General features: G+C 61.4%; 14 protein-coding genes and 1 tRNA gene. 8 read left to right on the top strand and 7 right to left on the bottom strand.

Going from position 1 to position 23,834, the window contains the following annotated elements:
• Nucleotides 1-30 precede the first annotated feature (30 nt).
• Nucleotides 31-105: transfer RNA gene (locus BMW35_RS04525), tRNA-Arg, on the top strand.
• Between the two features lie 638 nt (nucleotides 106-743).
• On the top strand, nucleotides 744-3,035 hold the full coding sequence (locus BMW35_RS04520) for a phospholipase D-like domain-containing protein (protein WP_089668193.1): 2,292 nt from the start codon (nucleotides 744-746) through the stop codon (nucleotides 3,033-3,035).
• Nucleotides 3,036-3,249: 214 nt separating this feature from the next.
• Here the strand turns inward: BMW35_RS04520 and BMW35_RS04515 are convergent, their stop codons facing one another.
• Nucleotides 3,250-5,535, bottom strand: a complete 2,286-nt coding sequence (locus BMW35_RS04515; RefSeq protein WP_089668192.1) for an Eco57I restriction-modification methylase domain-containing protein — start codon at nucleotides 5,533-5,535, stop codon at nucleotides 3,250-3,252.
• Nucleotides 5,536-5,875: 340 nt separating this feature from the next.
• Nucleotides 5,876-7,135, bottom strand: a complete 1,260-nt coding sequence (locus BMW35_RS04510) for a hypothetical protein (protein WP_089668191.1) — start codon at nucleotides 7,133-7,135, stop codon at nucleotides 5,876-5,878.
• A gap of 98 nt (nucleotides 7,136-7,233) precedes the next feature.
• Between BMW35_RS04510 and BMW35_RS04505 the strand changes: the two genes are divergently transcribed.
• Together BMW35_RS04505 and BMW35_RS04500 are read left to right on the top strand one after the other, a co-directional pair.
• A complete protein-coding gene (locus BMW35_RS04505; RefSeq protein WP_089668190.1) occupies nucleotides 7,234-7,704 on the top strand; it encodes a CRISPR-associated ring nuclease in 471 nt (156 codons plus the stop codon).
• Nucleotides 7,704-8,741, top strand: a complete 1,038-nt coding sequence (locus BMW35_RS04500; RefSeq protein WP_089668189.1) for a hypothetical protein — start codon at nucleotides 7,704-7,706, stop codon at nucleotides 8,739-8,741. The genes BMW35_RS04505 and BMW35_RS04500 overlap by 1 nt, the downstream gene beginning before the upstream one ends.
• A gap of 93 nt (nucleotides 8,742-8,834) precedes the next feature.
• Here the strand turns inward: BMW35_RS04500 and BMW35_RS04495 are convergent, their stop codons facing one another.
• Together BMW35_RS04495 and BMW35_RS04490 are read right to left on the bottom strand one after the other, a co-directional pair.
• On the bottom strand, nucleotides 8,835-10,529 hold the full coding sequence (locus BMW35_RS04495) for a DUF262 domain-containing protein (protein WP_089668188.1): 1,695 nt from the start codon (nucleotides 10,527-10,529) through the stop codon (nucleotides 8,835-8,837).
• Nucleotides 10,530-10,727: 198 nt separating this feature from the next.
• Nucleotides 10,728-12,293 carry an ATP-binding protein gene (locus BMW35_RS04490; protein WP_177170769.1) on the bottom strand — a complete coding sequence of 522 codons (1,566 nt, stop codon included), beginning with the start codon at nucleotides 12,291-12,293 and terminating at the stop codon, nucleotides 10,728-10,730.
• A 326-nt stretch (nucleotides 12,294-12,619) separates the two neighbouring features.
• On the opposite strand from BMW35_RS04490, the gene BMW35_RS04485 reads away from it, so the two are divergent.
• The 4 genes from BMW35_RS04485 (at nucleotide 12,620) to BMW35_RS04470 (ending at nucleotide 17,170) form a co-directional block, all read left to right on the top strand.
• Nucleotides 12,620-14,719: a vWA domain-containing protein gene (locus BMW35_RS04485; RefSeq protein WP_089668186.1), complete on the top strand. Its 2,100-nt coding sequence runs from the start codon at nucleotides 12,620-12,622 to the stop codon at nucleotides 14,717-14,719.
• On the top strand, nucleotides 14,716-16,485 hold the full coding sequence (locus BMW35_RS04480; RefSeq protein WP_089668185.1) for a HEAT repeat domain-containing protein: 1,770 nt from the start codon (nucleotides 14,716-14,718) through the stop codon (nucleotides 16,483-16,485). The genes BMW35_RS04485 and BMW35_RS04480 overlap by 4 nt, the downstream gene beginning before the upstream one ends.
• A gap of 126 nt (nucleotides 16,486-16,611) precedes the next feature.
• A complete protein-coding gene (locus tag BMW35_RS04475) occupies nucleotides 16,612-16,893 on the top strand; it encodes a ribbon-helix-helix domain-containing protein (protein WP_089668184.1) in 282 nt (93 codons plus the stop codon).
• The gene (locus BMW35_RS04470) at nucleotides 16,886-17,170 is read left to right on the top strand and encodes a type II toxin-antitoxin system RelE family toxin (protein ID WP_089668183.1); all 285 of its coding nucleotides are present in this window, start codon (nucleotides 16,886-16,888) and stop codon (nucleotides 17,168-17,170) included. The genes BMW35_RS04475 and BMW35_RS04470 overlap by 8 nt, the downstream gene beginning before the upstream one ends.
• A gap of 153 nt (nucleotides 17,171-17,323) precedes the next feature.
• Here the strand turns inward: BMW35_RS04470 and BMW35_RS04465 are convergent, their stop codons facing one another.
• From BMW35_RS04465 to BMW35_RS04455, 3 genes are read right to left on the bottom strand one after another with little or no spacing between them, the layout of a single operon-like run.
• Nucleotides 17,324-20,788, bottom strand: coding sequence for an ATP-dependent helicase (locus BMW35_RS04465; protein ID WP_089668182.1), 3,465 nt, complete (start codon nucleotides 20,786-20,788; stop codon nucleotides 17,324-17,326).
• A complete protein-coding gene (locus tag BMW35_RS04460) occupies nucleotides 20,785-21,687 on the bottom strand; it encodes a PD-(D/E)XK nuclease family protein (RefSeq protein ID WP_089668181.1) in 903 nt (300 codons plus the stop codon). Before BMW35_RS04460 ends, BMW35_RS04465 begins: the two co-directional genes overlap by 4 nt.
• Nucleotides 21,684-23,348: a PD-(D/E)XK nuclease family protein gene (locus BMW35_RS04455; protein ID WP_394327261.1), complete on the bottom strand. Its 1,665-nt coding sequence runs from the start codon at nucleotides 23,346-23,348 to the stop codon at nucleotides 21,684-21,686. Before BMW35_RS04455 ends, BMW35_RS04460 begins: the two co-directional genes overlap by 4 nt.
• Between the last annotated feature and the right edge of the window lie 486 nt (nucleotides 23,349-23,834).

Here is a 23,834-nt window from a genome sequence, read left to right as displayed (position 1 = left end):
AAATCTACCCTCCGACTATCTGCGGCCGCAGGGCGCTTAGCTCAGCTTGGACAGAGCACTTGGCTTCGGACCAAGATGCCGCGGGTTCAAATCCTGCAGCGCCCATCATTCTGCGTGACGGGCAACATTTGGCAGACGGCGGCACGGCGTTTATAAAGAAACCCCTCCTCGGCCGATTTGATTTCGTCACGTTTCGGAACGGGGGTTGCCGGTGTCATGCGATTCGCTTACATTTGAATGACAGTGAGGGAACATAATACTAGGGGTCGTGGTGCGGTACGAGCGCGAATAAGGGCCCAATTTTGGCAAGCGGTAGTAGACTTCGAGTTCAAATGCCCGCAGAATCATTCAGTCCAGCGGTCTCGATAATGCGCCCAACAGCCCGAACGAAGGCTGGTGCCCAGACCGCCCACGTATTGCGCGAGCGATGGAGGGCGCCAGCAATGTTTTGCCACGAGCGCCCCAATAGTCAATTACGGCAAACCTGTTCAACGATGACACGCGCGATTGACGTGATGGGACTGCGGCAACTGCTAATCCTACTCACTGGAGTGTGCCTGATGCTTATCGGCACGGCTGGATTGGCGGGCGTTTTCTGAATCACCGACCACTACTGAACTGCACCCTGAGCGCGGTGACTCCTTTGGTTCCTCTGCCAGATCTCCAGGGACTACTCCAGACCGATCAGGCTCTACTATCAGTTCGTGGAATGAGCTTATTCGTGTCAAGCGAGAGTGTGTTCTATGGACGAACTGACGGCGAACATCTCGTTCGACCGGTTCGCCGACATGCCGGAATTCTACGGGTCAGGAGCCGCGAAATACCGCCTAGCGATGGTGAAAGACCGGAGCGACTTCCTCGACCTGTTCGAGGGTGCGCGCCACGTGGATGCGGTGACCTACGCGGAGACGCCCGAACTGATGGTACAGATGCTAACCGAGTACGACATCGGGTCACTGGACGTGCTTATCGGAAACGCCGACGACTACGCCAACCAGGTCAACGAGGTCTCGACGGCCAAGTCGCTCGTCCAGCTTCGGGAAGCCGATCGGCTGACCGTCCGACTGAAGAACCAGAAGACAGTCCACTCGAAGATCTACCGGATCGTCATGCCCGACGACACGGTGAAACTCGTTCAGGGCTCGGCAAATCTCTCGCGGAATTCCTGGGAGTACCACACGAACCAGATCTCCGTCTTTACGACCGACGTCGGGACAGAACTGGACGAAGAGTTCGAGCGGTTCATCGATCAGTACCGCGAGGGGTACAGCGACCAGACACTCCTTGAGGGGTTGGTCGACGCGCTCGAAGAGGCGGACTCGCCGGAGGAGCGAGAGAACCGCATCGAGTATTGGGTCGGTGCTGGTGACCTCGACGTGAGCGATACAGCTGCGCTGAACCAGGACGCCGTCGAGGACCTCAAAGACGTCGCTGGGCAAGTCACCGCTGTCGTTGACGATCCAGAAGAGGCCGACGGGACAGTCGCGTTCGTCGAAGAGCCTGAGAACGCCGACCGAACGATTATCGAGCCCGACGAGGAGTCAGCGAGCAGCGAGGAAGGTGATGAGATGGATTCTGGTGAATCCATGGAGGGCGAGGAGTCGCCGGACGTTGGGCTTGTTGAGTCCGACCACGAGACGGAGCTCACGGACACGTTGGATCGACCGCGTGTGCGAGCGCCCGAAGAGAAGATTCGCATGGGGACGAGCAAGGTCGACAAGGACACTGCCGACGAGTTCGGGACCAGTCTCCGTGACCGCGGCGCGACCATCGAGGACCACAGCATCACCGCGCCGATGAGCGCGTACAACAAACAGGTCAAGGAGTCAACGTCGATCCCGACGATGTCGGTTCTACCGGAGGCCGAGCAGGTCGTCATCGGCGAAGACGACGAGATGATTCTCGTCGCCACCGACGAACCCACGCCGGAAGTCCTGGACCACTGCCTGGGCACGATCGAGGATTACATCGAGACCGTCGAGAACCACGGGCACACGCAGTCCGAGACCGCGGTGATGGCCCAGATGTACGAGGCGTTCCTGTACGGGTTCTGGGCGCCGTTCGCCAACCAGTACGCCGAAGCCATGTCGTCGCCGTCACGGACGCTGGACAACGTCCTCCAGCACCTGTACATCGAAGGAAAGAGCGACGCCGGGAAGGACAAACTCACCGAGTACATCCTCCGACTGGTCTCCGACAACACGGTCATCTCCGGCGTGGACGCCGACGACGTCGGTGTCAAGGAAGTCCGCGGCGTCCGCGAATGGGACACCAGCTTCCCGTACGCGATCATCGACGCGGAGAAAGAGAAGATCCAGCGGTGGAGTCCGATCCGGAACTACTGGGGCGACTGGACGCCCACCAGCGTCGACCAGCCGTGCCTGATCTTCACGACGAACGACGCGCTCCCGAAATCCGAGTTCCGCAACCGCATGAAGATCCTGAGCATGGACGTCTCGTTCCCGTCAAATCCGGAGGACCCTGGGTTTCGGGAAGCCCAGGAGGACCTCTCTGAGGTGCTGGAGCGACAGAACCCGATTTTCAGTTACGTGGCTCGCCGGATGCTCACCGAACAGCCGTGGACCGACGGGAACGGCACGATAGAGGACGTCCGTCGTATCGTCCGCGAGTTCTACGACGAAGCGAACCGAGAGCAGCCCGAGTATTTCCCCGCCGACGAACCGGCCGAGAAGACGTACGACACGGGTCGGCTCAAGTGGCAGCGCGACATCCAGGGCGGGCGCGTCACCTTCGAATCCGAACCCAACGCAATCACGGCGAACTTCGACCGCGACGAATACGAAGTGTACGACTACGAGAAACGCCTCCCAAAACGATTCATGTCTGAGAAATCCTCGAATAGTGTCTACATCGGTGCGCCAGAGGAGTTCGCCGAATGGCTCGGGTACTCCGTCGACGAACTGCTAGACGGTGCGGCCGAAACGGGCACAGACACCGCACAAGCATCCGAGACGCCAGAGGCGGCTAGCAGCGATGAGTCTGGAGGGTTTCTCTCCCGTCTGTTCGGCGACTAGCTTGTACGGCCCTGATGAAACAGCGCCGTGACCCACACCTCCTCACCGGTTTCCGACCCACGAAAATCACCACCGCAACTACTCCTGAGGCCTCAAACTAATGGCGATGTCTTGCCTGGAGCACCCCTACTTCGGCAACACCCAACGATGACATCCCGTGAAACTCAGACGAGGAACCCAACAATACAGTATGTAGAATAGCAGCGGAACGAAGCTACTGGAGGTTTATCCGCGACTCAAGCAATCCATCGATGTGCTTGCGGACGGCCTCGGTGTCATCGTCATGGCGGGCGGCTGCTCGCAGGTCGTCGAACGCGTCTGCGAGGTTCACAACGGTCTCGTCGTCTAATGCGCGTGGATCGATTACGGGGAGATTCTTGAGGGCTCTGACCCCGAGGCTCTCATATCCGTCTGCCCGCAGCCGCGTGCGCTGTCGGACGACCCGCTGTCCGACTGTGCTGTTCAGGTATGCGAGGACCGCCTTCAGGTCCGTCTCGTCAACGGAGACGTTCGTGATGCCGTGGTAGTTGTGGATGTTTCGCGCATCGGTTTCGTTCAGGACGAACGGGAAGCCATCCCGGCTACTATCAGGGACGAGCACGCGCGGGGAGTCTCGTCTCGGTGGTCGATACCAGCACTCGCCCTGTTCTACGGTCGACGTGCTGGAGAGGTCGTGGTCGGTGATCGCTGTTCGGAGATAGTCGACCAGGTCTGCTTCCTCACCGCGGCCATCATCCAGGCTTCGGGAGGAGTCCTCGACGTGCTCGCGGAACGCCGTCAGTGAGTCGGGGACGGCCGACAGCTTGTCCGGGTCCAACAGCCACACGGCTTCGCCGGCCGCCCGGAGCGTCTTCCAGTCGGCCTCGCGGAAGTCGTACCCGTTGACGACAGCAGGTCGCCGAACCAAGCGAGTGAGATGGTGCTCGGAGAGGTCGTAGGCATCGACATCGTCCTGTGAGAGGGTGAAGAATCCGACGTTTCCCGTGCTCACGCCGCGGTGAACCGTGGCCAGGTCGGACAACGGAATCAGATCGCTCGTATCGATGTCGATGGGTGTGAATCGCGCTTGCCAGTTCTGGATCGGAGATAGTTGGTTTTGCTGGACGGCGGCGACGTATCCCCAGTCTGTTGTCCCGTGGTGGTCCCCGCGGACGGCTGCGCGAACCGTGCTAGCTGGGATGGGCTCATCGACGCGGATGAACCGTGTTTGGCCGGCTGTGTCGTCTTCGACTGGAGCTTCGAGGAATGTGACGAGGGCCGTCGTGTCGGCGTTGTCGAAGACCGGGTAGCTCTCGGGGTTGAACTGGACGAACGCCTCGATTGAATACTGCTCCAGGAAGAACTGCTTCAGTGACTCGCCGTAGTGGGTGCCGAGGAAACTGTGCGGAGTGATGAACGCCGCGCGATCACCCGCGGACAGGAACTTCCGTGAGTGGTAGATGAAGTACGCGTACAGCGGTGAGCGAGCACTAATGCTCAGTCCCGTTTCGCGCTCGAAGCGCGTGTTGATCTCTGCTTTGTACGTCGGCGGGAGGGCATCTCCCTTCGTGTACGGTGGATTGCAGACGAGCGCATCAACTGCCTCCGGCCGGTCGTCCAGAGACATCGCCAGGAAATCCATGTTCGGCGGGTCATGGGATTGCCCGTAGAGTGTCAGTGCGGTACTTCCCATCAGAATCGAGAGTGGGCTGCGGTCAACTCCCGTGACGTGCGTTGGGTCGCTGCTCACGTCCCAGTCTGGATGGAACGGGCTCGCTAACACACCAGCCCCCATTCCGGGGTCGAGCACGGTGCTCGACCCGGTTGCCGTCCAGGTCCGCATCAGGGTGCCAATCTCTGGCGGCGTGCGGAACTGGCCGAGGAGCTGACGGTGGGCATCCGGAATCACTGCTTCGTAGATGCGGCCGACATCCTCAGCGGGCTGGGTCGAGTCAAGGAGCAGCGTCCGCTTCTGGATAAGCGGCTCTCTGTCAGCCCGGCTGGCCAAGTAGATGATGTCGTCGAGGACGCATTCGTCGAACGCGGGATTGTCTGTGACCGTTCGCGCGTTCTGGAATCCGGTTCGGACGTCTGCGGGGAGTTCTGGTAGCTCGGTGTGTCGATGATGGTGCTCGTACAGCGTGGCTTTCAGCAAGTGATGGTAAGCGGCTTGTCGGGCTAGAATGCGTCGCCTCGTGTCGTCACTTACCTCGTCAAGTCCGTGCAGGTCGCACCACGAGGGAAGTCGTGAGTGAAGCGAGGAGGGTGCATCTGTGAGTGCCGGTGCGATGGACGCAGCCACCTCAGTGATTGTTCGAGTGAGTCGCTCGTCCGGGATGGAGCGCTGTGCTGCAGGACTGTCGGCGGTCAGGATTTCACCGGATGGCTGGTCGATTGAAGCGACCGGAGCGTCGTCGATTGCGTGGGTCTCGACGACTAGGTCCGGCTCTGTCGACGGATAGGAGCCATCGGCACTGTCCGAGCGGCAGTGGCCGAGATTCGTGACGGTGCTCGTAGGCATTGGAGTACCGCGGCTTCATGAACCAGGCACTTAAAAACATTAGCGCGGGATGCGCCGAACTCGCGCCCCTAGCGCTCTAAAACCGGCGAACACTGGTTGACAGTCTGGCCTTCCGACTCACAGCACGACCATTTCGCCCAGAGTACCACGCCCAACGATCCCCTGCCGACAACCAATTCGCTCACCGTCCAGAATTGGACCATCGCTAATTCACGCCTTAACGAAGCCCGTGCACTCCAGATCCCCTCTTACTCACGCTGGCACGCTTGGTACGCTGTGTTCCGGACTGCCGCGTCCGAAGCCGCCTATGGGAAACCACTTGTCGCAGCCGGTCGGAGAATCACTCCAGTCGCAGTGCCGTAAGGGGATTACAGAGACTCCATTTCTCAGTCTCCGGGTCGAGACGGTGCGGCTCCGCGCCACGCGTTTGGAGGATGCCTGCGTGGTAGAGAATCGCCTTCAGTTGGAAGACGGTCGGCGAGTGATACACCTCACCATCGGAGAGTGCGTCCACACGCAGGTCTCCGTCGACGTCGAGGACGCGCTGACGAGCATCGTCAGTGCCGCGAATGAAGAGTTCGATCGTAAACGTGGGATGGTGAACGTGCAGCCACTCGACGAGGTCAACTAACGACGGCGTCGTGATGCCGTCCTCGTGCATCGTCTGCAGTTCCGAGACGATGAGTTGCGTAGCCGGATACGCCCAGACGATTCGCCGAGTCAGTAACCCCCACTCGGGAGCCACGTCGTAGAACCGACTGCGTGACCCCTGCCAATCTTCAAATGCAGACAGCGCAGCGTCCACGGACTCGTACCGCTGTAGTGCGAACCGAATGACCTCCGCTCCGAGCGCAGTGACCGTCGGCCCGCTCGGTTGGTCGTCGATCAAATTGAGGAACGCGGCTCCCGTTCGTGCAGCGTCAACCGCGCGAACGACGTGGTCCGCGAGAACCTCCGCAGTCTCGGCTTCGTGGTAGATGGCGAGTGGATACGCGAGGTAGTTCTTCGGGTGATTCAGCCCGAAGGATTTGTCCGCGACGCCCTGTGCGGAGGCCTGAAACCGGATTGCCGCAGCCTCGTCCGGGGCGCGATTACCGACGATCCGCGGTGTTTCGAGCACCTCGACCGAGTGGTCCGGAGTGATGCCGAGCATGCCGACGTTCAATTCGCGGGCTAGCGCCCGATTCGACTGGGAGACAGCCGCGGCCGGGACCGCGGTGTAAGCGGCGTTCGCTTCGTGGAGCCGGTCGTACGCCTGAACGATTCCACGTTCAATGTCCACGCCACCGTGTTCCGTGTATCCCTTGGCTTCGACGGCGATCAGTGGTGGGTGGTCACCGAAGCGGTCGACGGCGAGGAGGCTGGAATCGAGTTGGCGGACGCCGACGAGGTCGGGATAGCCGGATCCGATGCGCACGTGATTGAACGGCGCGAGCTGATCACGGATTTGGTTGGGAATCGGTTGGCCGGGGAGCCACTCGTCGGTTGCAAACTGCGTATCAGCCACCGCGTAGGCATCCGATTCGCCCGTTTCCGGGAAGAGGCGGCGTTTAGCTGTCGCAAGCACTTGGGGCTCAGACAACGACGCCGCACTAGCCATGTGTCGAGATACCTCGGGGGCCACATGAAGATTCCGTGGCTGGCAGCACCCAGGACCACCACCTGATTACTTCAGGGCTGTCGCCATCTGTGGCAACGATGACACGCCACTGGGTGACCTGTGGGACGCCGACGACCCCCGGAATTCTGAACCCGCTGATCGCGGCCTGTGACGGCGGGTACGTCCCGGACGAAGTCCACGTGCTGTCGAACCCACCGGTCGCCGACGACGTCGAAGAAGCCGTCACACTGATGGAAGAAACGGTGGCTGCGTACGGCGGGGACACCGAGACCGACGTCCACGAGCTCGTAAGTGAGACGGACTTCGAATCGATCGTCGACTACTACCAGTCCTGCATCGAGGCAGCGACCACCGCCGGTGACGAGATAGCGATCGACGTCACCCCGGGGCGGAAGTTCATGTCCGCAATCGCTTTTCAGGCCGGCATCCAGTTCGGCGCGGACCACGTCTACTACTTCCATCGGAAAGCTGGACGCTACCGGGGACGGTTCTATCCGGAGATGCCGCGCACTGCGAGTGACCTCATCGACTTCACGGAGGTGCTCTGATGCAGGTCACTCGATCCCGGCTCACTGTGTTGTTGAACGCGCTCTACGACGCGGGCGTCGACTCCATCCCGGTCGAACACCCCTCCAGTGACATCGGCGAGCTCGTCCGCATCGAACTGGAAGACGACGGTGCGGCGACGGTTCGGTTCACCCAGGGAACGTACACCTACCAGGACAACCGGGAAGAGATTCCCGTGAAACACGGCGAGCCTGCATACGATGACCTCCCTGACGCCGAGACGTACACGCGGGCTGTAGTCGCCAGTGGGCTCGTCGACGTCGAAAACGACAGTGAAATCGCGTCCTTCTTCGACCGCTACGGGTACGCAGATCTGGAGGCGGGTCACGAGCCAGTCGTGTTGGGGTTGGACACGAACCTCGTACCTTGGCGGCTCCCCGAAACGCTCGGCATCGACAGTGAGACCGGCGAAAGCGACGACAAGGATCGCGCACCGACGAACGGGTACGCGTTAGCGACCGGTGTCAAGGAAGAACTCGACTGGCACTACAAGCAGTACAACACCCACGAACTCACGGCCGCGTTCGGCGACGAATTCGAGCGACTGGACGAACAGCCGGCAGGACCGAACCGCGAGGGATTCCTCGGCCTATACGAGTATCGCCGCCTCCGCACCACCCGAACCGTCGATATCGTCAACTCCGAAACGGGAGACCAGGAAATCGTCGACGCGTACCGTGAGTTCAACGAAGACAGCCGGAAGACCGTGCTCCTGTTGTCCAACGATTATGGATTCGTGGACCGCGCACAGGAAGCAGGAGTTCCCGCTCACCACGTGACCTATCCCGTCGATCTCCCAAGGAAAGCACAGGGCTCGTGGACAGACGCCACCGAATTACTGTACTATCTCACCATCCTCTTCGGCGTCCTCAAACTCCCGAAGGTCACGCTGTACGGCGTCTGGAACGACAAGGATGGCCGACACTGGCAGCACGAAGAACTGGACATCGACTGCCGCAGCCCAAAGGTAGCGCCACAAATCGAACGCGACCTCCGAATCCTGTCCGCAACCGACTGAATGATGGTCTCTTTATTCAGAGTATGGGGTGAAACAGCCGCTAAGTGAGGGATGCATCATCATCCTGAGCGTAGGTCCCATCAGCAGTCATTTTTATAGCGACCAGATGTTCGCGGCTACCTCTGCAAGCTCAGATGTGCGCTGTTGAATAGAGTCAAGATTCCAGTCATCGTAGTCTTCGGCGAGCGTCTGGGTCATCGTAACGTTCGAAGTAGCGTATTCGCTCTTTTTTGTCTCGAACGGGTTATTGCTCGCTCGGATGTTCTTGTCCGATTCGAGTAGAGTAAGGTTCCCGAGCCGGTCACGGTGCTGTTCGAAGGTTGCCTCAGTGGTGTCTAACGTGGTGACCCAAGCGCTGTGTTTCGTAGCGGTGTACGCAGACCGGGGCGCGATGTGTTCCAACTCGTAGTCGTCCATCCGGTCGATAGTACCTCCGTAGTGAACTTCCTCAATGCGCTTCAGCATGTACTTTGTCCGATTGTTCAGCTTAACCCGTTTGTTCTCGATGCCTGCCTTGAACTCCTCCTCACTCGGATACTTTTCGCTCAGATAGTCCGCCATCTGCTCCACGGGATCGCTCTCGTCAAATACAGTGGAACAGAGTTCGGAATAGATCCGGTCTAATTGACTGCCGGTCGCATAGTTAGCGACCTTCCATCGAATCAGGAAGCGCTCAAGGACGCCAAGAGCTTCCATAGCCTTGTTCGGGTTGTCAAACTCACGGAAGATACGGAGCAACAGTGTGCGTGCTTGAACTGATTTGATGTGATGGAGTTGGGTCAGTTTCTCATTGATAGCTTCGTTGCCGCTCCGATCGAACTGATTGATGTCCGCATTCACAATCCGCATATACAATTCGGACTGCTCCGCGATGTCTGCTAGATAAGATTCCAGAGAGATGCCAGGCGACGACCGAACTTCCTCGATTATTTCTTGGAACGTATCATAGAGTTTGTAATCTGAAACGGCGTCGGTGAAGTCCGGCTCTGGAGCCGACATGAGGTAGTGCCGGAAGAATCGACTCGGCTTGTTGAGATTCGGAACCGTGTTTTCTACCGCTCTCTGCCACGATTTCTGGATGTCGTCGTAATCAACACTGTCCTCTTGAGCAGCAAGACTGAAGACGTGATTCTTCATCAGGTCAACCGAGGACAGTTCCAGCCCGCGCTCGTTTAGCGTCTCGAAAAGACGGAAGGCCGACTGCTCCTCGGTACACTCGATAGTGACAAGGGTGATAGAGCTCAGCAACTTTTTCCGAAGCGTATCCGTTTCCTCTACGGTCAGGCTATGAATCCGCGAGCCGTAGAATTCGAGTGCCTCGTCTAGATTCTCGTTGTCTACCTGCCCGAAGTCGCAGTTCAAGATAGATGCGAACGAATCGTTGTCGTACCGACTCAGAGAGAGATTCTGGTATTCTCGCTGGTCGAGATCTTGCTCGAAGAGATACTCGTTTCGAATAGCGTCCGCCTGACTCTGCTCTCCCTCGTCTAGATACTTCTGTCGCATCACGGAGAGCATCGCTAGAATGGTCGCTAAGCGCTGTTGACCATCGACGACTTCGAGCCGGTCTAACTCGTTTAATCCTTCCGAGCGCTCAATTACGACGACCGACCCGAGGAAGTGAGTGTCCTCGTCATCCAATGCTTGCAGGTCTTCCCAGAGAGCACGCCATTGTTCTTCACCCCATGAATATTGGCGCTGGTAGTCCGGGACTGTGTAGCGATAGTTGCGAGAAAGAACACTTTCGATGGTATCTTCGTTCGCAGAAATGCCTAAATTCCCACTCATACGTCGTTCGAGACAAGTGACGTTATTAGGCGTTTCTGTTCAAGAGGTATACATATGCGGTGTCTCAGCTGAATCTGCCAAACCTATATTATCAAATCATCTGCACAAAATGATTGGGGTTCAATAGGCAGACCAACCCCGTACCACATATTTCAAAGAGGTTCTGGATATCGAAACAGCGTTAGTATTTACTACTATCTAGCAGAGCAACAGGTACAGCCAGTAGGGGAGTTGGACGACGCCGTCACCGAGATCCTCAATGGGCTGCGCCGCTTGGACGGTGTCGCCAGCCAACAGCAGTCCGACTGGTGCTTCGTATGTCTGTTTGAACTCGCGGACCGCCGCGAGCGCTGCGTCTCGCTCGCCGGAGTGATATGCGAGGCCGACGGGCACGGGGGTGTCGCCGACCTCGAAGACGAAGTCGACCTCGCCGTCGCGCCCCCGCCAATACTGGATGGACGGCGACGCATCGTTGCCCTGGATGGCGTTGACGCCGTACGCGAACCGCATGGTGTGGTCGAAGGCGGCGACGCGTGCAAGGTCCACCTCGCGGTCGAAGTTGTTGCGGACGGCTGCCGCGTCACCGTCAGCGAGGGCGGTCACCAGGCCCGTATCCCGGAGATAGAGATGGACGGACCGCGGGCGGCTGTTGTCGTATTCGGTAGCGCTCGTCAGGAGGTAGAGTTCTTTGAGCGCGGGGAGGTAGCTGTCGGCGATAGTTCGCCGGTCGACATCGAACAGTTCCACGAGGTCCTGGTACCGGAACGTATCCGCGCCCCGGTTTCGGGCCGCGAGCGCGCACAGGCGCTCCAAGTCGGCGATGGTCTGGATGGATTCGAATCCCGGGACTTCTTGATAGAGTGCATTTCGCACGTTGTCCCGCAGGCGCGTGTAATCGGCTTCGTTGAGGTCGGCTGCGGATTCGACGACGCCGTCGCGTTCGAAGCTGATGGTGCCGCCCATGGCGAGATAATCGACGACCTGTGACTGGATGCGGCGTTCGACGTCTGCGACGCGGTCGTGCTTCACACGGAGTTCGGAGACGAACGGTCCGATGTCTCTCGTTTTGAGGGCTGTAGGGAGGCTGTTCTCGCCTTTGCGGAGCGACGTTGGACTGACGCGGGTGTCTGGTTCTTCGAGGGCGGGGTAGAGGCTGAACAGGTAGTCACGAAACTTCTCGGGAAGGATGGGCTGAATCCCGTAGTCGTCGTCGCTGACGCCGGCACTCTGGAGTTCGCGTTCGACCTGTATCGCTGCGCTGGCTGTGACGACGACGTGGCGGTCGGCGGGATCGTTGAGGAGGTCAGCGACGGGGCCGCCCCAGCCGTCGATCGTCGGTTTGTTGGGGTGTTCGATCTGGTGGACGTCGTCGATGATGACGAAGTGTGGGGTGTCTGTGTCGAGGCGGCCGAGGACGCGGCTCTCGTAGTAGCGGATGGCGCGCCGGAGTTGGTCGTCGGACTGGAGCTGGTAGAGCGGGTCGGCGTCGAATGGGAGGTAGAGGAACTGCGCTGGGTCGTCGCCGTGGTCGATGCGGTGGTGGATGAACTGGTGGAGGAGCGTCGTCTTCCCGACGCCTCGCCGACCGACGAGACCGAGCAGTGGTTGGTCCTCGAACTGGCTGCCCGAGCGCTCTGGGCGGGTTAGGTGGTAGAAGTCACTCTTCTGGCGGGCTGGGAGAGAGAACGCGTCCGTTCCGTGTTCCCACCAGGGGTTGTGGTCGTGGAGCGCCCGGAGAAGGGCGTCACCGGCGTCGATAGACATGGCGCGTTGTCGGACCCACGAAAGACTCTCCAATGATTGTTTCGGCCCTCTACCCGACAGCCCAACGTCCATTCCGAACCACTAACCGCTACGGAGCATGCTCCATCCACCGGATATACTGAGAAAGTACACTTTGGTGTGCCTTTGAGCCAGATATACACCCACACAGTCCATCTTGGCGAAGAGTTTATTACAATTTAGCTCACACTATGGGGTGTAGAAGAACGATAAGGAACATCCCAGTGTTGTTTAGGCAGGGGTGTGAGGAGTCGGAGTTCGCAAAACAACCCGCTGGCTGCCCGGGGACTGGCAGCCGACCCAGACCAATGGACACGACCTACGCCGACATCCAGGCCGAAGCCCGACTCGACATCGCCGTCGAGTTCATCACACGCCGTGCAATCGACTGCCCGGACGGCCGCGTCCACCGACTCCTCGTCGCCGACCAGAACGGCACGGAATTCGCCATCCTCACCACGCCGGACAGCGACCCGATCCGCGACCTGAAAACCGGCGCGACCCACCGCATCACCAGCCTCCTCGGCGCAACACCGCCCGACGCGACAGAAACAACGGACGCCACCTGCCCCAACTGTGGTGGCGCACTACGGCCCGGAACCGTCGCCGATGCTGCTGGCCCGACAGTCGCCGAGGCCGCCACAGAACTGGGGCTCGACGCCCGCATCGGCATCATCGACAACGCGACAACCATCCGTCGCGTCCGCCCCGGGACGACCACCGTCGACGACTGGACCCCGATGCATGATGACGATGACGGGCGCGTGGCGGCACCTGACTACGTCTGCACCGACTGCAGACGACACACCGCCTCCCAACATCACCACGACGCGCCCGAGGCCGACCACGCCCTCGACGAGTTCGTGGAGAACGTGTCGCCCGCACCGGCCACTTCTGACATGGCGAGCCCGGAGACCGTCGGGCTCGCCGCTGGCGGCGCGAAGGACGTCACCAACTTCCGCGAGAACGTCATCGACGGCTACACCCCACAGCCCGAAGCCATCAGCGACGAGGGGCTGTTCTACGACTACCACTTCGAGACCGGCGAGCGCACCGACTCGGACAGCCTGTTCGCCCCGCGGTACGCCGCCGCCGTGACCGAGCACCCGATTAGTGGTAAGACGGAGCAGTACCTCTCGGTCGGCCTCGACTCGACGCTGTCGGTCGCCGACTTCGAACGCCCGCGGTTGGACCTCGTGGCCGTCCTCGACGTCTCCGGGTCGATGACCAGCCCGTTCGACGCGTACTACTACGACGAACACGGCCGCAAGCGCGAGGCCGAACCCGACGCGTCGACGAAGCTGGCGGCCGCAACCCAGTCGCTGTGCGCGCTCACTCAACAGCTCCATCCGGACGACCGGCTGGGCGTCGTCCTCTACAACCACCGCGCACACGTCGCTAAACCCCTCCGCGATGTCGGCACGACGGACATGCCGGCGATTCGTCGCCACATCCGCGACATCACCGCCGACGGCAGCACGAACCTTGCAGACGGCTTCGAAGCTGCCGTCGACATGCTCGCCGACCACACCGGCAACCCCCGTGACGAGCAACGCGTCGTCTTCCTCACCGACATGATACCGAACACGGGCGCGACGGGCGACAGCGAACTCACCGAGTTGTTCGCCGACGCGGCCGCCAACGGCATTCACACCACGTTCGTCGGCATGGGCCTCGACGCCAACGCGGAACTCGCGGACACGCTGTCCGGGATTCGCGGTGCGAACCACTACTTCGTCCACTCCGCTCAGGAGTTCAAGCAGCGCCTCGGCGACGAGTTCGCCTACATGGTCTCCCCGCTCGTGTACGACCTCGATCTCGAACTCCGGACCGACGGCTACCAGATCGCGTCGGTCCACGGCTCGCCGTCGGCGGACGCGGCCACGGGCGACCTCATGCACGTTGGGACGCTGTTCCCCTCCGCCAAACAGGACGGCGAAGCCCGCGGCGGCGTCGTCCTCGTCCGCCTAGAAGAGACCCGGGCTGACGCCGACCTGGAGCTAGTCGCCTCGTGGACGGAACGAAACGGCAGCGACCACACCGAACACGTCACCGTCGAGATCCCAGATGACCCGGAGACGTTCGCCCACGACGGCATTCGGAAGGCCGTCGCGCTCGCCCGATACGCCCGCGAACTCCGCGCCTGGAGCCGAGACGTCCACGAGCGCGCCGACGCAACGGGTGGCATCGACGACTGGCTGCTCGGCGACGCCCGCGGCGACCACGAACGCGAATCGGTCCCGCTGACCGTGCCCCAACAGTCCGCCAGCCGATTCGTCCAGCTCCACGACTACCTCGCAGACGAGATGGACGCCGTCGGCGACGACACGCTCCAGCAGGAACTGGACCTCCTCGACATCCTCGGCTGGGAAGCACCAACAGCCGGCGCAGAGGTGCCTAACGAATGACGGTGTTCGCGTTCGACCGCGACTGGACCGTCGACGTGAATCCCCACCCTCGCCACGATGCGGTTCCCCTGGAGTGGGTCCGCCACCTCGCCCACGAAACCAACCACGCCGTCTACGCCATCGGCAACCAGGACCTCGCCGACGAAGCCGCAATCCCCGGCGTCGTCGACATCGTCGGCCGACACCCAGACCAATGGGGGGAGTGGCTCGGCAGCAAGCAACCCGACGGCCGATACGAACGCTTCCCGACCCGCCGCGAGCGCCTCGCCCTGATCGCCGATCTCCACCCCAACGCAGACCAGTACATCGTCGTCGACGACCTGGACCTCAGCGACGTCAACGACTGGACGCACTACCACGCCTGGGACTTCGTCCCCGCCGTCAAGAACGGCAACATCGACCCCGGCCTCCCCTGGTGCACGCCTCGTACCGATGGCGGCTCACCAACCACCGCTGCTAGCATCACTCGGCCTGACCTCGATGGGCTTCGGTCGTTCCTCGATGAGCACGCGGATGCTGACGCCTTCGAGCTCGCGTACCACAGCGACCATGGGAGCCAACAGCGGCTGGTCGGGGACGCGAGCATCGTTGAACGGACTGTCCGCCGGCCCGCCGCCGCCATCACCGTTGAGTGTGTGGCTCTCCCGCCGAGCGGTGAAACGTTCCGTGTTCGCCTCGACGACATACGGTCTCTGCAGGCTGTCGAGCCGCCGGCCGACCTGTTCACCGTCGACGGAGAGACACCGCTGGCACGCGCCAAATCCCTCGCCGACATCGCTGCCACCGCCCCCGACCAAGTCGAGTTCGCCACCGTCATCGACCTGCTCGATAGCGACGACAGCACCGTACGCGAGACCGTACTGGATGCAGTCCAGTCGCTCGCCGAAGCCCGACCCGAGGGCTGCCTGACGGTCCTCCCTGCGCTTCGCAGCCACCTCGCTGATGACACCCACGCAACCCCGGTTCTGAAGTGCCTCGCCCCGATCGCCGCCGCCCGACCAGCGGACATCGCGCCGTTCGTTCCCGACGTGATACCGTATCTCCTGACGGACGACGCCCGGCAGCAGCGCTCAGCGGCTCGAATTATCTCGGAGGTCGCCAGCGACCACCCCGCGGACGTCGTCGACGCCGTGCCAGCGTTGAGTGCCATCGTCGCTAACGAACTGGCGGGGTTCGATTACGCACTGTTCGCGCTCAATCGGACCGCCGCGGAACACCCCGACGAAGTACGCCCCGCCGCTACCACACTCACAGAGGTCCTCGAAGACGAATCACTGGACGTTCAACCACGGCTGAACGCCACCGCCGCACTCGGCCGAATAGCCAGTGAATACCCGGACGCAGCCCTCGATGCTATCGAACCACTCGCCGACCTCATAGACGCAGACAACCAACGCCTCCGCGCGAACGCAGCCGGCGTCCTCGGCGATATCGCAAAAGGCCACGCGACCGAGCTCGTTCCCTACGTCGACCAACTCGCAGTACTCCTCGAATCCGACGACGACTACGCGCTCGTGAACACAACCGCCGCCCTCTCACGAGTCGCCGACACGAACCCCACCGCAGTCGAGCACCTGACCAAACAATACATCTCGTTACTCGACTACGACCACCGCCTCGTCCGGCTGAACGCCTGCTGGATGCTCGGACACGTTCGTGCAGACCCGGCAGCTTCACGGCTGGACGACGTTCGAATCAATGACGACGACGAACGGGTCCGCAACCGCGCGGCGTGGGCACTCACGGAAATCGACCAACCGCACTGACCGGTGCGGATCAAGTCCAGTAACGAGAAACTGCTGATGCCGACCATCCGGTTGCGAGTGCATCAGTGGGCTCGGACGTCGAAGTCGGCGAAACCGTTAACAGTATTACCAGCGTATTACGTGCGTATGTCTGAAGCTTCTACGGGCGGGGACGGCGAAGACGAGATTGTCACGGTGAATTTCAAAACCACGCAGTCATTCCTCACCGAGATTGACGAGGCCTGGCAAGGTCGCGGTTTCAACAGTCGGAGCGAGTTCATTCGGTACACGCTCCGAGATGCAGTCGAGAACCCGACGTTCGACCGTGATGAGCTCATCGCACTGCTCGCCGCCGAGGAAGACAGCCGCAAGGGCAAGACGATGGACGCCGAACAAGCACGCGAGACGTTCGGCACAAGCGATGAGTGACGAGGAGTGGACCTGGGAACTCTCCTCGACCGCGCGGACCGACCTTGACGCATTCTCCCCCGAGGAGCAGGAACGGGTCCTCGACAAACTTGATGAAATCGTCACCTCCCCGTGGCGCGACCCGCCGGACTACGGCGAGCCACTGCAAAACAGTCCCCACAAGAAAATCCGAGTTGGTGGATTTCGGCTCGCCGCGACATTCCGGCAGGACAAAAAGCGGCTCGTCATTGCCCGAATCAAGCGTCGTGGAGGCGCATATACAGCAGACGACGACTAATCAGAGCCATTGGAACGCGCGTTCCCGGTACTCAACGAGATTCCCAATTAGAGTTCGTTAGTCAGCGAGAATTTCAACGGCGTCGAATCCCTCCATTACGGAAACGAGAAGTCGGGACAGGCAAAACCGTTCTTCTACCGGAGACGAGCGGTGCTATTGAGGCCGATCCGGTGGTATTTCTGCCGCAGTACGGGGGGCATCGTCAGCACAGGGCAGTTGGTTGTGCTGGCACCACTGGCAGTGGTCGCCGGCGGAATACTCGCTAAAGGATAGCTCCGCAATTTGACTCATCGATTCCGTCACGTCATCGGCAACCGCTTGAATTTCGGCGTCGCTGAATACTCGCTCCTCGACCTGCGGGCCGATGTCGCCGACGTAGGCGTATCCAGCGCGGGTCACTGGTTCGTCGTACAGGTCACGGCAGGCCAAGAGGTAAATCGGGAGCTGCTTATCGGTCTCCAGGTCGCGGCGGCGTTCCGTCGCCTTGTAGTCGATCACGAGTAGCTCGTCGTCGGGTGTCCGGTAGACCGCGTCGATGAACCCGATGAGTTCGTGGCCATCGATATCGAGTTCGAACTCGCGCTCTGCGTCGATGACCTCGTACTCGGAGAGCTCTAACTCGAAATACCGGTCGATGCACTGTTTCGCCGCCGGGAGTGCGTCCGTTGCCCGACGCTGACTGGCGAGCCGCTGGCAAATGTCGTACCACCCCTCACGGTTCCCGACGTCTTGCTTCGCGGCCTGTTCGGCAGTGTCGTGGAACAGCACGCCGATTTCGCGTTGCGATACGCCGTCCCCGGTATCGTTCGTGTTCTCTTGGTAGTCGGGGAACGCGTTGACGACGTACTCCAGGTAGTGGCTCCGTGGGCACTCCTCGTACGCCGTCAATGACGTGTAGCTATGCGAGAGTGCCGGCGGTTGCGTTGCCGGACCATTCAGCGACGGGACCTGCAGTCGTTCCCGGTCGGCGCGTGGCGTGAGGTCTCCATCGAGCGTAGCCGTTGCCAGAGAGATGACGCGGTCGCGTGCGGTCCGAACAGTGAGGTCATCCCCGTTATGGCGGACTATCCCCCCGACGTTCCCCACTGTCTCAGTGGCCAGCGTCGTAGTCCAGTCTACCGCCTCATCCGGGAGGCACTCCTGGATATCTGCCCAGAGGGGGAGGTGTCCTCGTTCTGGCTGCCACGGGATTCGGGACGGCAGTATCTCACTGACCGCCTCAGTGACCGGGTGCGTGCCCGATGCATCAGATTCGTCGTCGGTGCCGCCCTGGAGAACGAGAACATCTTCGGCGCGCGTGATGCCGACGTGGAGCACGCGGCGAGTTTCACGGGCATCACGCTCAACGAAGTCCTGAGCGAACGCGGCCGTGGGGCCGTCCGAGAGGCTCGTTTCGAACGCGTTGTAGGTCCGTGAACTCGGGGCCCATTCCTCGGCGGTGATCTGCGGGATGAGGACAACCGGGAAGTCCAGGCCTTTGCTCTTGTGGATGGTCATCACGTTGACCGCATCGTCGGCGACATCCGGCTGACTCGTCGGCGAGGACCCGCTCTCGTCGAACAGCGAGTCGTAGTGTTCGAGCGAGTCGATGAACTCAGGAGTGAGTGGTGGTTGAACGGCGCTGTCTCCGTACTGTTCGATGACGTCCTCTAGCTGGGCGAGATCGCGGCGCTCCTGTTCACTGAGGTACCACTCGATATTCGTGCGGTCCGTGAGCTCGCGGTAGAGATGACTGAGCGACGCCGAGTCCCGAATATCGAGCAGTTCCGTGACGTGCTCGCGCGCCTCAGCGACGCGGTCAGGCTCCTCGAACTTATCGAGTGGTGTCCCCCGAAGCGCGTCCACGAGTGGCTCCTCGCCGGCGTTGAGCGTGCGGAGGTCCGCATCGCAGAGCCGGTACCGCATCAGCAGGACGCGATTCCAGCTCACCTCGTCCTCCGGCCGTGCGAGCGCCTTCAGGTAGGCGGTGACGGTGCCAACGCCGACCGATTCTGTGGCCAGATCGCCAGCAACCTGGTACGGAATCCCGGCGTCTTCGAACTCCTCGATGACGGGGGTCGCGTGGTCGTTCTTCCGGACGAGCAGCGCGATGTCGCCCGGGTCGTACGCCTCGTCGAGGGCCTCCGCGTCACCGCTCAGCAAATTCTGGACGACAGTCCGAAGCTGTGCCGAGCCGTCAGCGTCGTCGTCCTCGGGGAGTTCGACGGTGGCGACCGTGTCACCGTCGTACGCCGGTTCATCGACGCGCGTGAGCGTTTTGTGTCTCTCGCGGCCGTCGAGTTTCGTGATCGCTTCGTTCGCCAGGTCGAGAATCGGCTGCCGGGAACGGAAGTTCTCCTCCAGCGGCTCGTCACTGAGTGCAGCGAACGCACGGTCGAGCTCGTCGGTGATGTTAGCGACGTGCGCGCCACGCCACTCGTAGATCGCCTGGTCGTCGTCGCCAACGACGAACAGATTGTCATCAGTGACGAGCGACGTGACGAGATCGAACTGCAGCCGGTCAGTATCCTGGAACTCGTCGCAGAACACGTAGTCCCACCGCTCGGCGATCTCCTCACCAACCGGCGAGTCCATCAGCGCAGCGGTCTCGACGACCAAGCCGTCGAAGTCAATGAGATTCCGCTCGTTGAGTTCGCGTTCATACGCAGCGTAGCCTGCCGTGAGGTCTCTGGCGGTGAGACAGTCGGCGACGAACGAGTCGAGGTGGTCCGTGAGTTCGAGGTCCAGGTCGTCCGGGATCCCTGTCGGGGCTCCGCTCGCGTACCCGCCGAGCAGGTATTTCGGGAGTTTGTATGCGTTGTCTGGCAGGCTTCGCTCGCCAGCTTCGTGAGCCTCGAACGCGGCTTCGAGCGCATCACAGACTTCGAGGAGCCGGTCGATGAAGTCCCGAGTGCTCGCTGCCATCCCGTCCGTGCCCAGGGCGTCACGTTCAGCGGCGAGCTCGTCGCGCACATCAGGGAGTGCGTCCAACACACTGCCGACGGACCGCCCGCCGAGATGGTCGCTGGCAATCGTTTCGATGCGCTCCGGCAGGTCGGCGCGCTCGTAGACGCGGTCAGCAGAGCCGAGGAACGCGTCGATGTCGCTGGGGGAGATGCCGCTGCGCTTCATCGACCCGATGAAGTTCAGGAGCTTCGACGCAGCTCCGGACGCGTACCCATCAGAGCCGTACACGTTGGGTTTGACCGATCGGTACTCGATGTCGTCGAGCACATCCAGCACGATAGCGTACTTTTCGGCGTCCGTGGCAACCTCGAAGTCCGGGTCGATCCCGGCTTCGTACGCGTAGTCGGTGAGGATCTCGTTACAGATCGAGTGGTACGTGTACGCGTCGATGTCGTACCCCGCGGTCCCAAGTTTCGCGTTAAGTTTCTCCCGCATCGAGTCCGCCGCGTTGTTCGTGAACGTCAACGCGAGAATCCGGTCCGGCGACACATCTTCCTCGTCGATGAGGTGCTCGATCTTCCGCACCATCGTGAACGTCTTCCCCGTGCCGGCTCCCGCGAGCACGCGCATCGGATACGCGTCTGAATCGATAATCGCCTCCTGTTGGGGCTCCGGTGAGACATCCTCTTCGGGGACCGGGAACCAAGACGGATACTCAGCGTCGTCGCTCATCGCTGCACCTCCGTGGACAACCGGTCAGCACACATCTCCCTGTAGTCGCAGTCCGGACACGCCTCCTCGGTAATCAACTCGAAAAACGCTGGCTCGTACCGCTCACTCGTAATCCCATCATGGGCCTCCCGAATGAGCGCCCAAATCGTGTCGTAATGCTCCTCGTAGAGCTCCGTCGTCTCGCGTTCCTTCCCGCTTGCGGACACCTCGTAACCGTCTGGCGTGCTCGTGAAGTCCGTGTCATGCAGGAGGCCATAGAAGCTGAACCGGACCTCCATGTCCGCCTCATAGAAAGCCTCGTTCTTCACACCTTCAACGTACGTCGCCGTCTGGAACGCGTTCCGGACGCGTTTCGGTTCGTGCGCGTCGCCGTCGCGGTGATCCGCGAGATACTGAGCAGTCCACGGGGTGAGGACACCACGCACGTTCCGCTTGTAGTCGAAGATATGGAGCCCCTCATCGGTCCGAACAACGTTATCGGCCTTCCCGTGGAGACGGACGCCGTCACACTCGCACTCAACCCACACCTCGGTGGCGACCGACCGCCGCGCGTGCTCGATACCGTCACCGCCGTCCGGATCGAAAAACGCCGCGATGCCCGCACGATTCTCCGCCCGCTGGTACGCCTGATGCGCATCCGATTCGTAATCCTCCGCAGTACTGTGTTCAGCCCACTTCGCATCGAAGACCCGCATCGCCCGCTCGTGTATCGTCTCCGGAGCATCGTCGCGGTCGGTCTCGTCACAGACGTCCTCGATCGTCTCGTGATAGATCGTCCCCTGGTTGAGATACAGTTCCGTCCGGTCTGGCGTGTTCACGTCCTGCACGTAGCCGTAGTCGTACTGCCGCGGACACGTCGCGTACGTCGCCAACCGAGACGGGGACAGCGACGAACTCATCGCCGCACCTCCCCGGTCGCCAGCTCGACACGCGCACGCAACGCCTTCCGGAGCTCCTCACCCCGAGCGCCGCTCCGTTCGAGCAACTCTTGGATCTCACCGAGTTCTGCTTCCACCTCGTCAAGCGACACGGTCACGTCCTGACTGGTCGCCCGGCTTACCTCCGCGAGCGCGTCGTCAACCCGCGACAGTAGATACTCCTCCGCCGCCCGCTCGCTCGTAATGCCGGGATCGTCGGCTTCGGTCACCCACGGCAGATCGTCGTACGCCGCCGTGAGGAACCGCGATGCCTGCGCGCGCTCTTCGAGCGCCGTGTCCTCGAACTCGTAGAGACAACAGTACAGCCGCTCCGACGCCGCACCCGCACCGACAGCCAACCGTCGCCGCGCGTGCTCAGTGTGGTACTGCGCGAATGGCCGCCCCGACGCCGTCGACGTCGTCGGGAACGTCGCGCCTACCTCCCCATCATCGAGTTGCGTGACGCCCGGGTAATCCGGCATCGATGCGACACGCTCGGTCGGGAACAACCGCGACAGGAACGGGTCACCTGGGTACTCGCTGTCGACGAGATTCACGAGGAACACCGCGCGGAACGACTCGTTCTTGATCGCCTGCAAGTGATCGACGCGAACGCCACCATCGAGCTCCGTCGCACTCGTCTGATTCTGCTGGGGCGCATACTCGTGGGCGCGTTCCAGCATCTCCGCGAGCGACGCCCACGTCGCCTCCATGAACTCGGTGTCTTCGAGGAACGCCGCCATCCGGAACGCTCGCCTGACGTTCCCAAACTCCGCCCGAGCATCCAGCGGCGATGCCCGCTCCGCAATCTGCGCTTTCAACCCCGACTCCGTCGCCCACCACCGCAACGCCTCTTCGAGCCCATCTATCTCTGCAGCGCGGTCTACCCGCTCTTCATCGAGGTCTGGACCGTGCCCGGGCACGTCATCGTCGTCGTCGGCTGCGAGGTGCCGAACGACAGCGAGGAGCTCCCGAATCGCGGGATCGTCACCGAACCCCGTCACAGTCGTCGATTCTGTCGGAATCCCCGACCGCTCGAACGCCTCAATCACGTCGGTCACAGCACTCCCGCTTTGCTTCGTGGCGACCGCGATGTCGTCGTAGCTCCAGTCTTGTTGCGCGACGAGTGCTTCAATCTCGTTCGCAATCTCGGCGAGCTGCTCGTCACTGGAATCAGCAGCGAGCACAGAGACCGACCCAGTTTCCGGATCCGCTGACACTGTCTCCTCAGCGAAATACGCTGCCGTGGCAGCCGGCCGGGTGGACGGCGTCTCCGAATCCCCGCGTCGGGATTCGCTGAACGAGACGTGGTCCGTAACCGGTCCTGTTTCGACCCACGTGCGGCGCACGCTCGCGTTCTCCTCGGCGATACAGACGAGCTCACTGTCGCCCGCGAGCGCGTCGAGGTATGCGCGGTCGAGCGGGAAGAACTCCTCAAACTCCACCGCAAGCACCGCCTCGAAATCAACGACAGCGTCGCGGCCATCCCCGGTAAGCACGTCAAGCGCTTCGGAGATGAGTTGCCCGCGTTCGATGTGGTCGTGCTCGGCCAGCCACTCGTGGAACGCGTCAAGCGCAGCCGTAATCTCCCGGAGTTCCGGTGTCTCCTCAGGCGTGATAGTCTGCCAGGAAATCGTGTCCATCACCTGGTCTACATGGTCGATGAACGACGGCTGTTCAGCCGCCCGCTGGAGGTACTCCGTCTCCCACTCGTAGTCCGCGAGGAACCGATGAAGGAGCTCACGCCGCAGCGCGTCAGAGAGAATGACGCGTTCATCCGTCTGATTCAGGACATCAGTCGCGTGCACCACGAGTGAACTTACGTACGGCGTCGCCGCACCCGACAGCTCCTCACCTAACGTCTCTCGGAACGTGTCCGAACTCGTCGGCGCACCCGTCAAAACGAGCACATCCTCAGAATCGTACTCGTCGAGGAGGGTTCGATATTCGTCCCGCGCAGTACGCTCGACGTTGTCACCGCCGAACGGTACCGTGACCAACGTCCCGTCGAACCGTGACCGAATAGATGATGATGGCACGTAATCGAACCTCAGATACGTCGAATCGTTGCACGGTGCTGTGATAAGAGTACTCCCAATGCAACGACTCGTTGAAACTCCCACCAGCTA

Source organism: Halobacterium jilantaiense (assembly GCF_900110535.1).
Classification (GTDB): Archaea; Halobacteriota; Halobacteria; order Halobacteriales; family Halobacteriaceae; genus Halobacterium; species Halobacterium jilantaiense.
The sequence above is the reverse complement of the archived record's forward strand: the minus strand, read 5'-3'. Positions and strand labels throughout refer to the sequence as shown.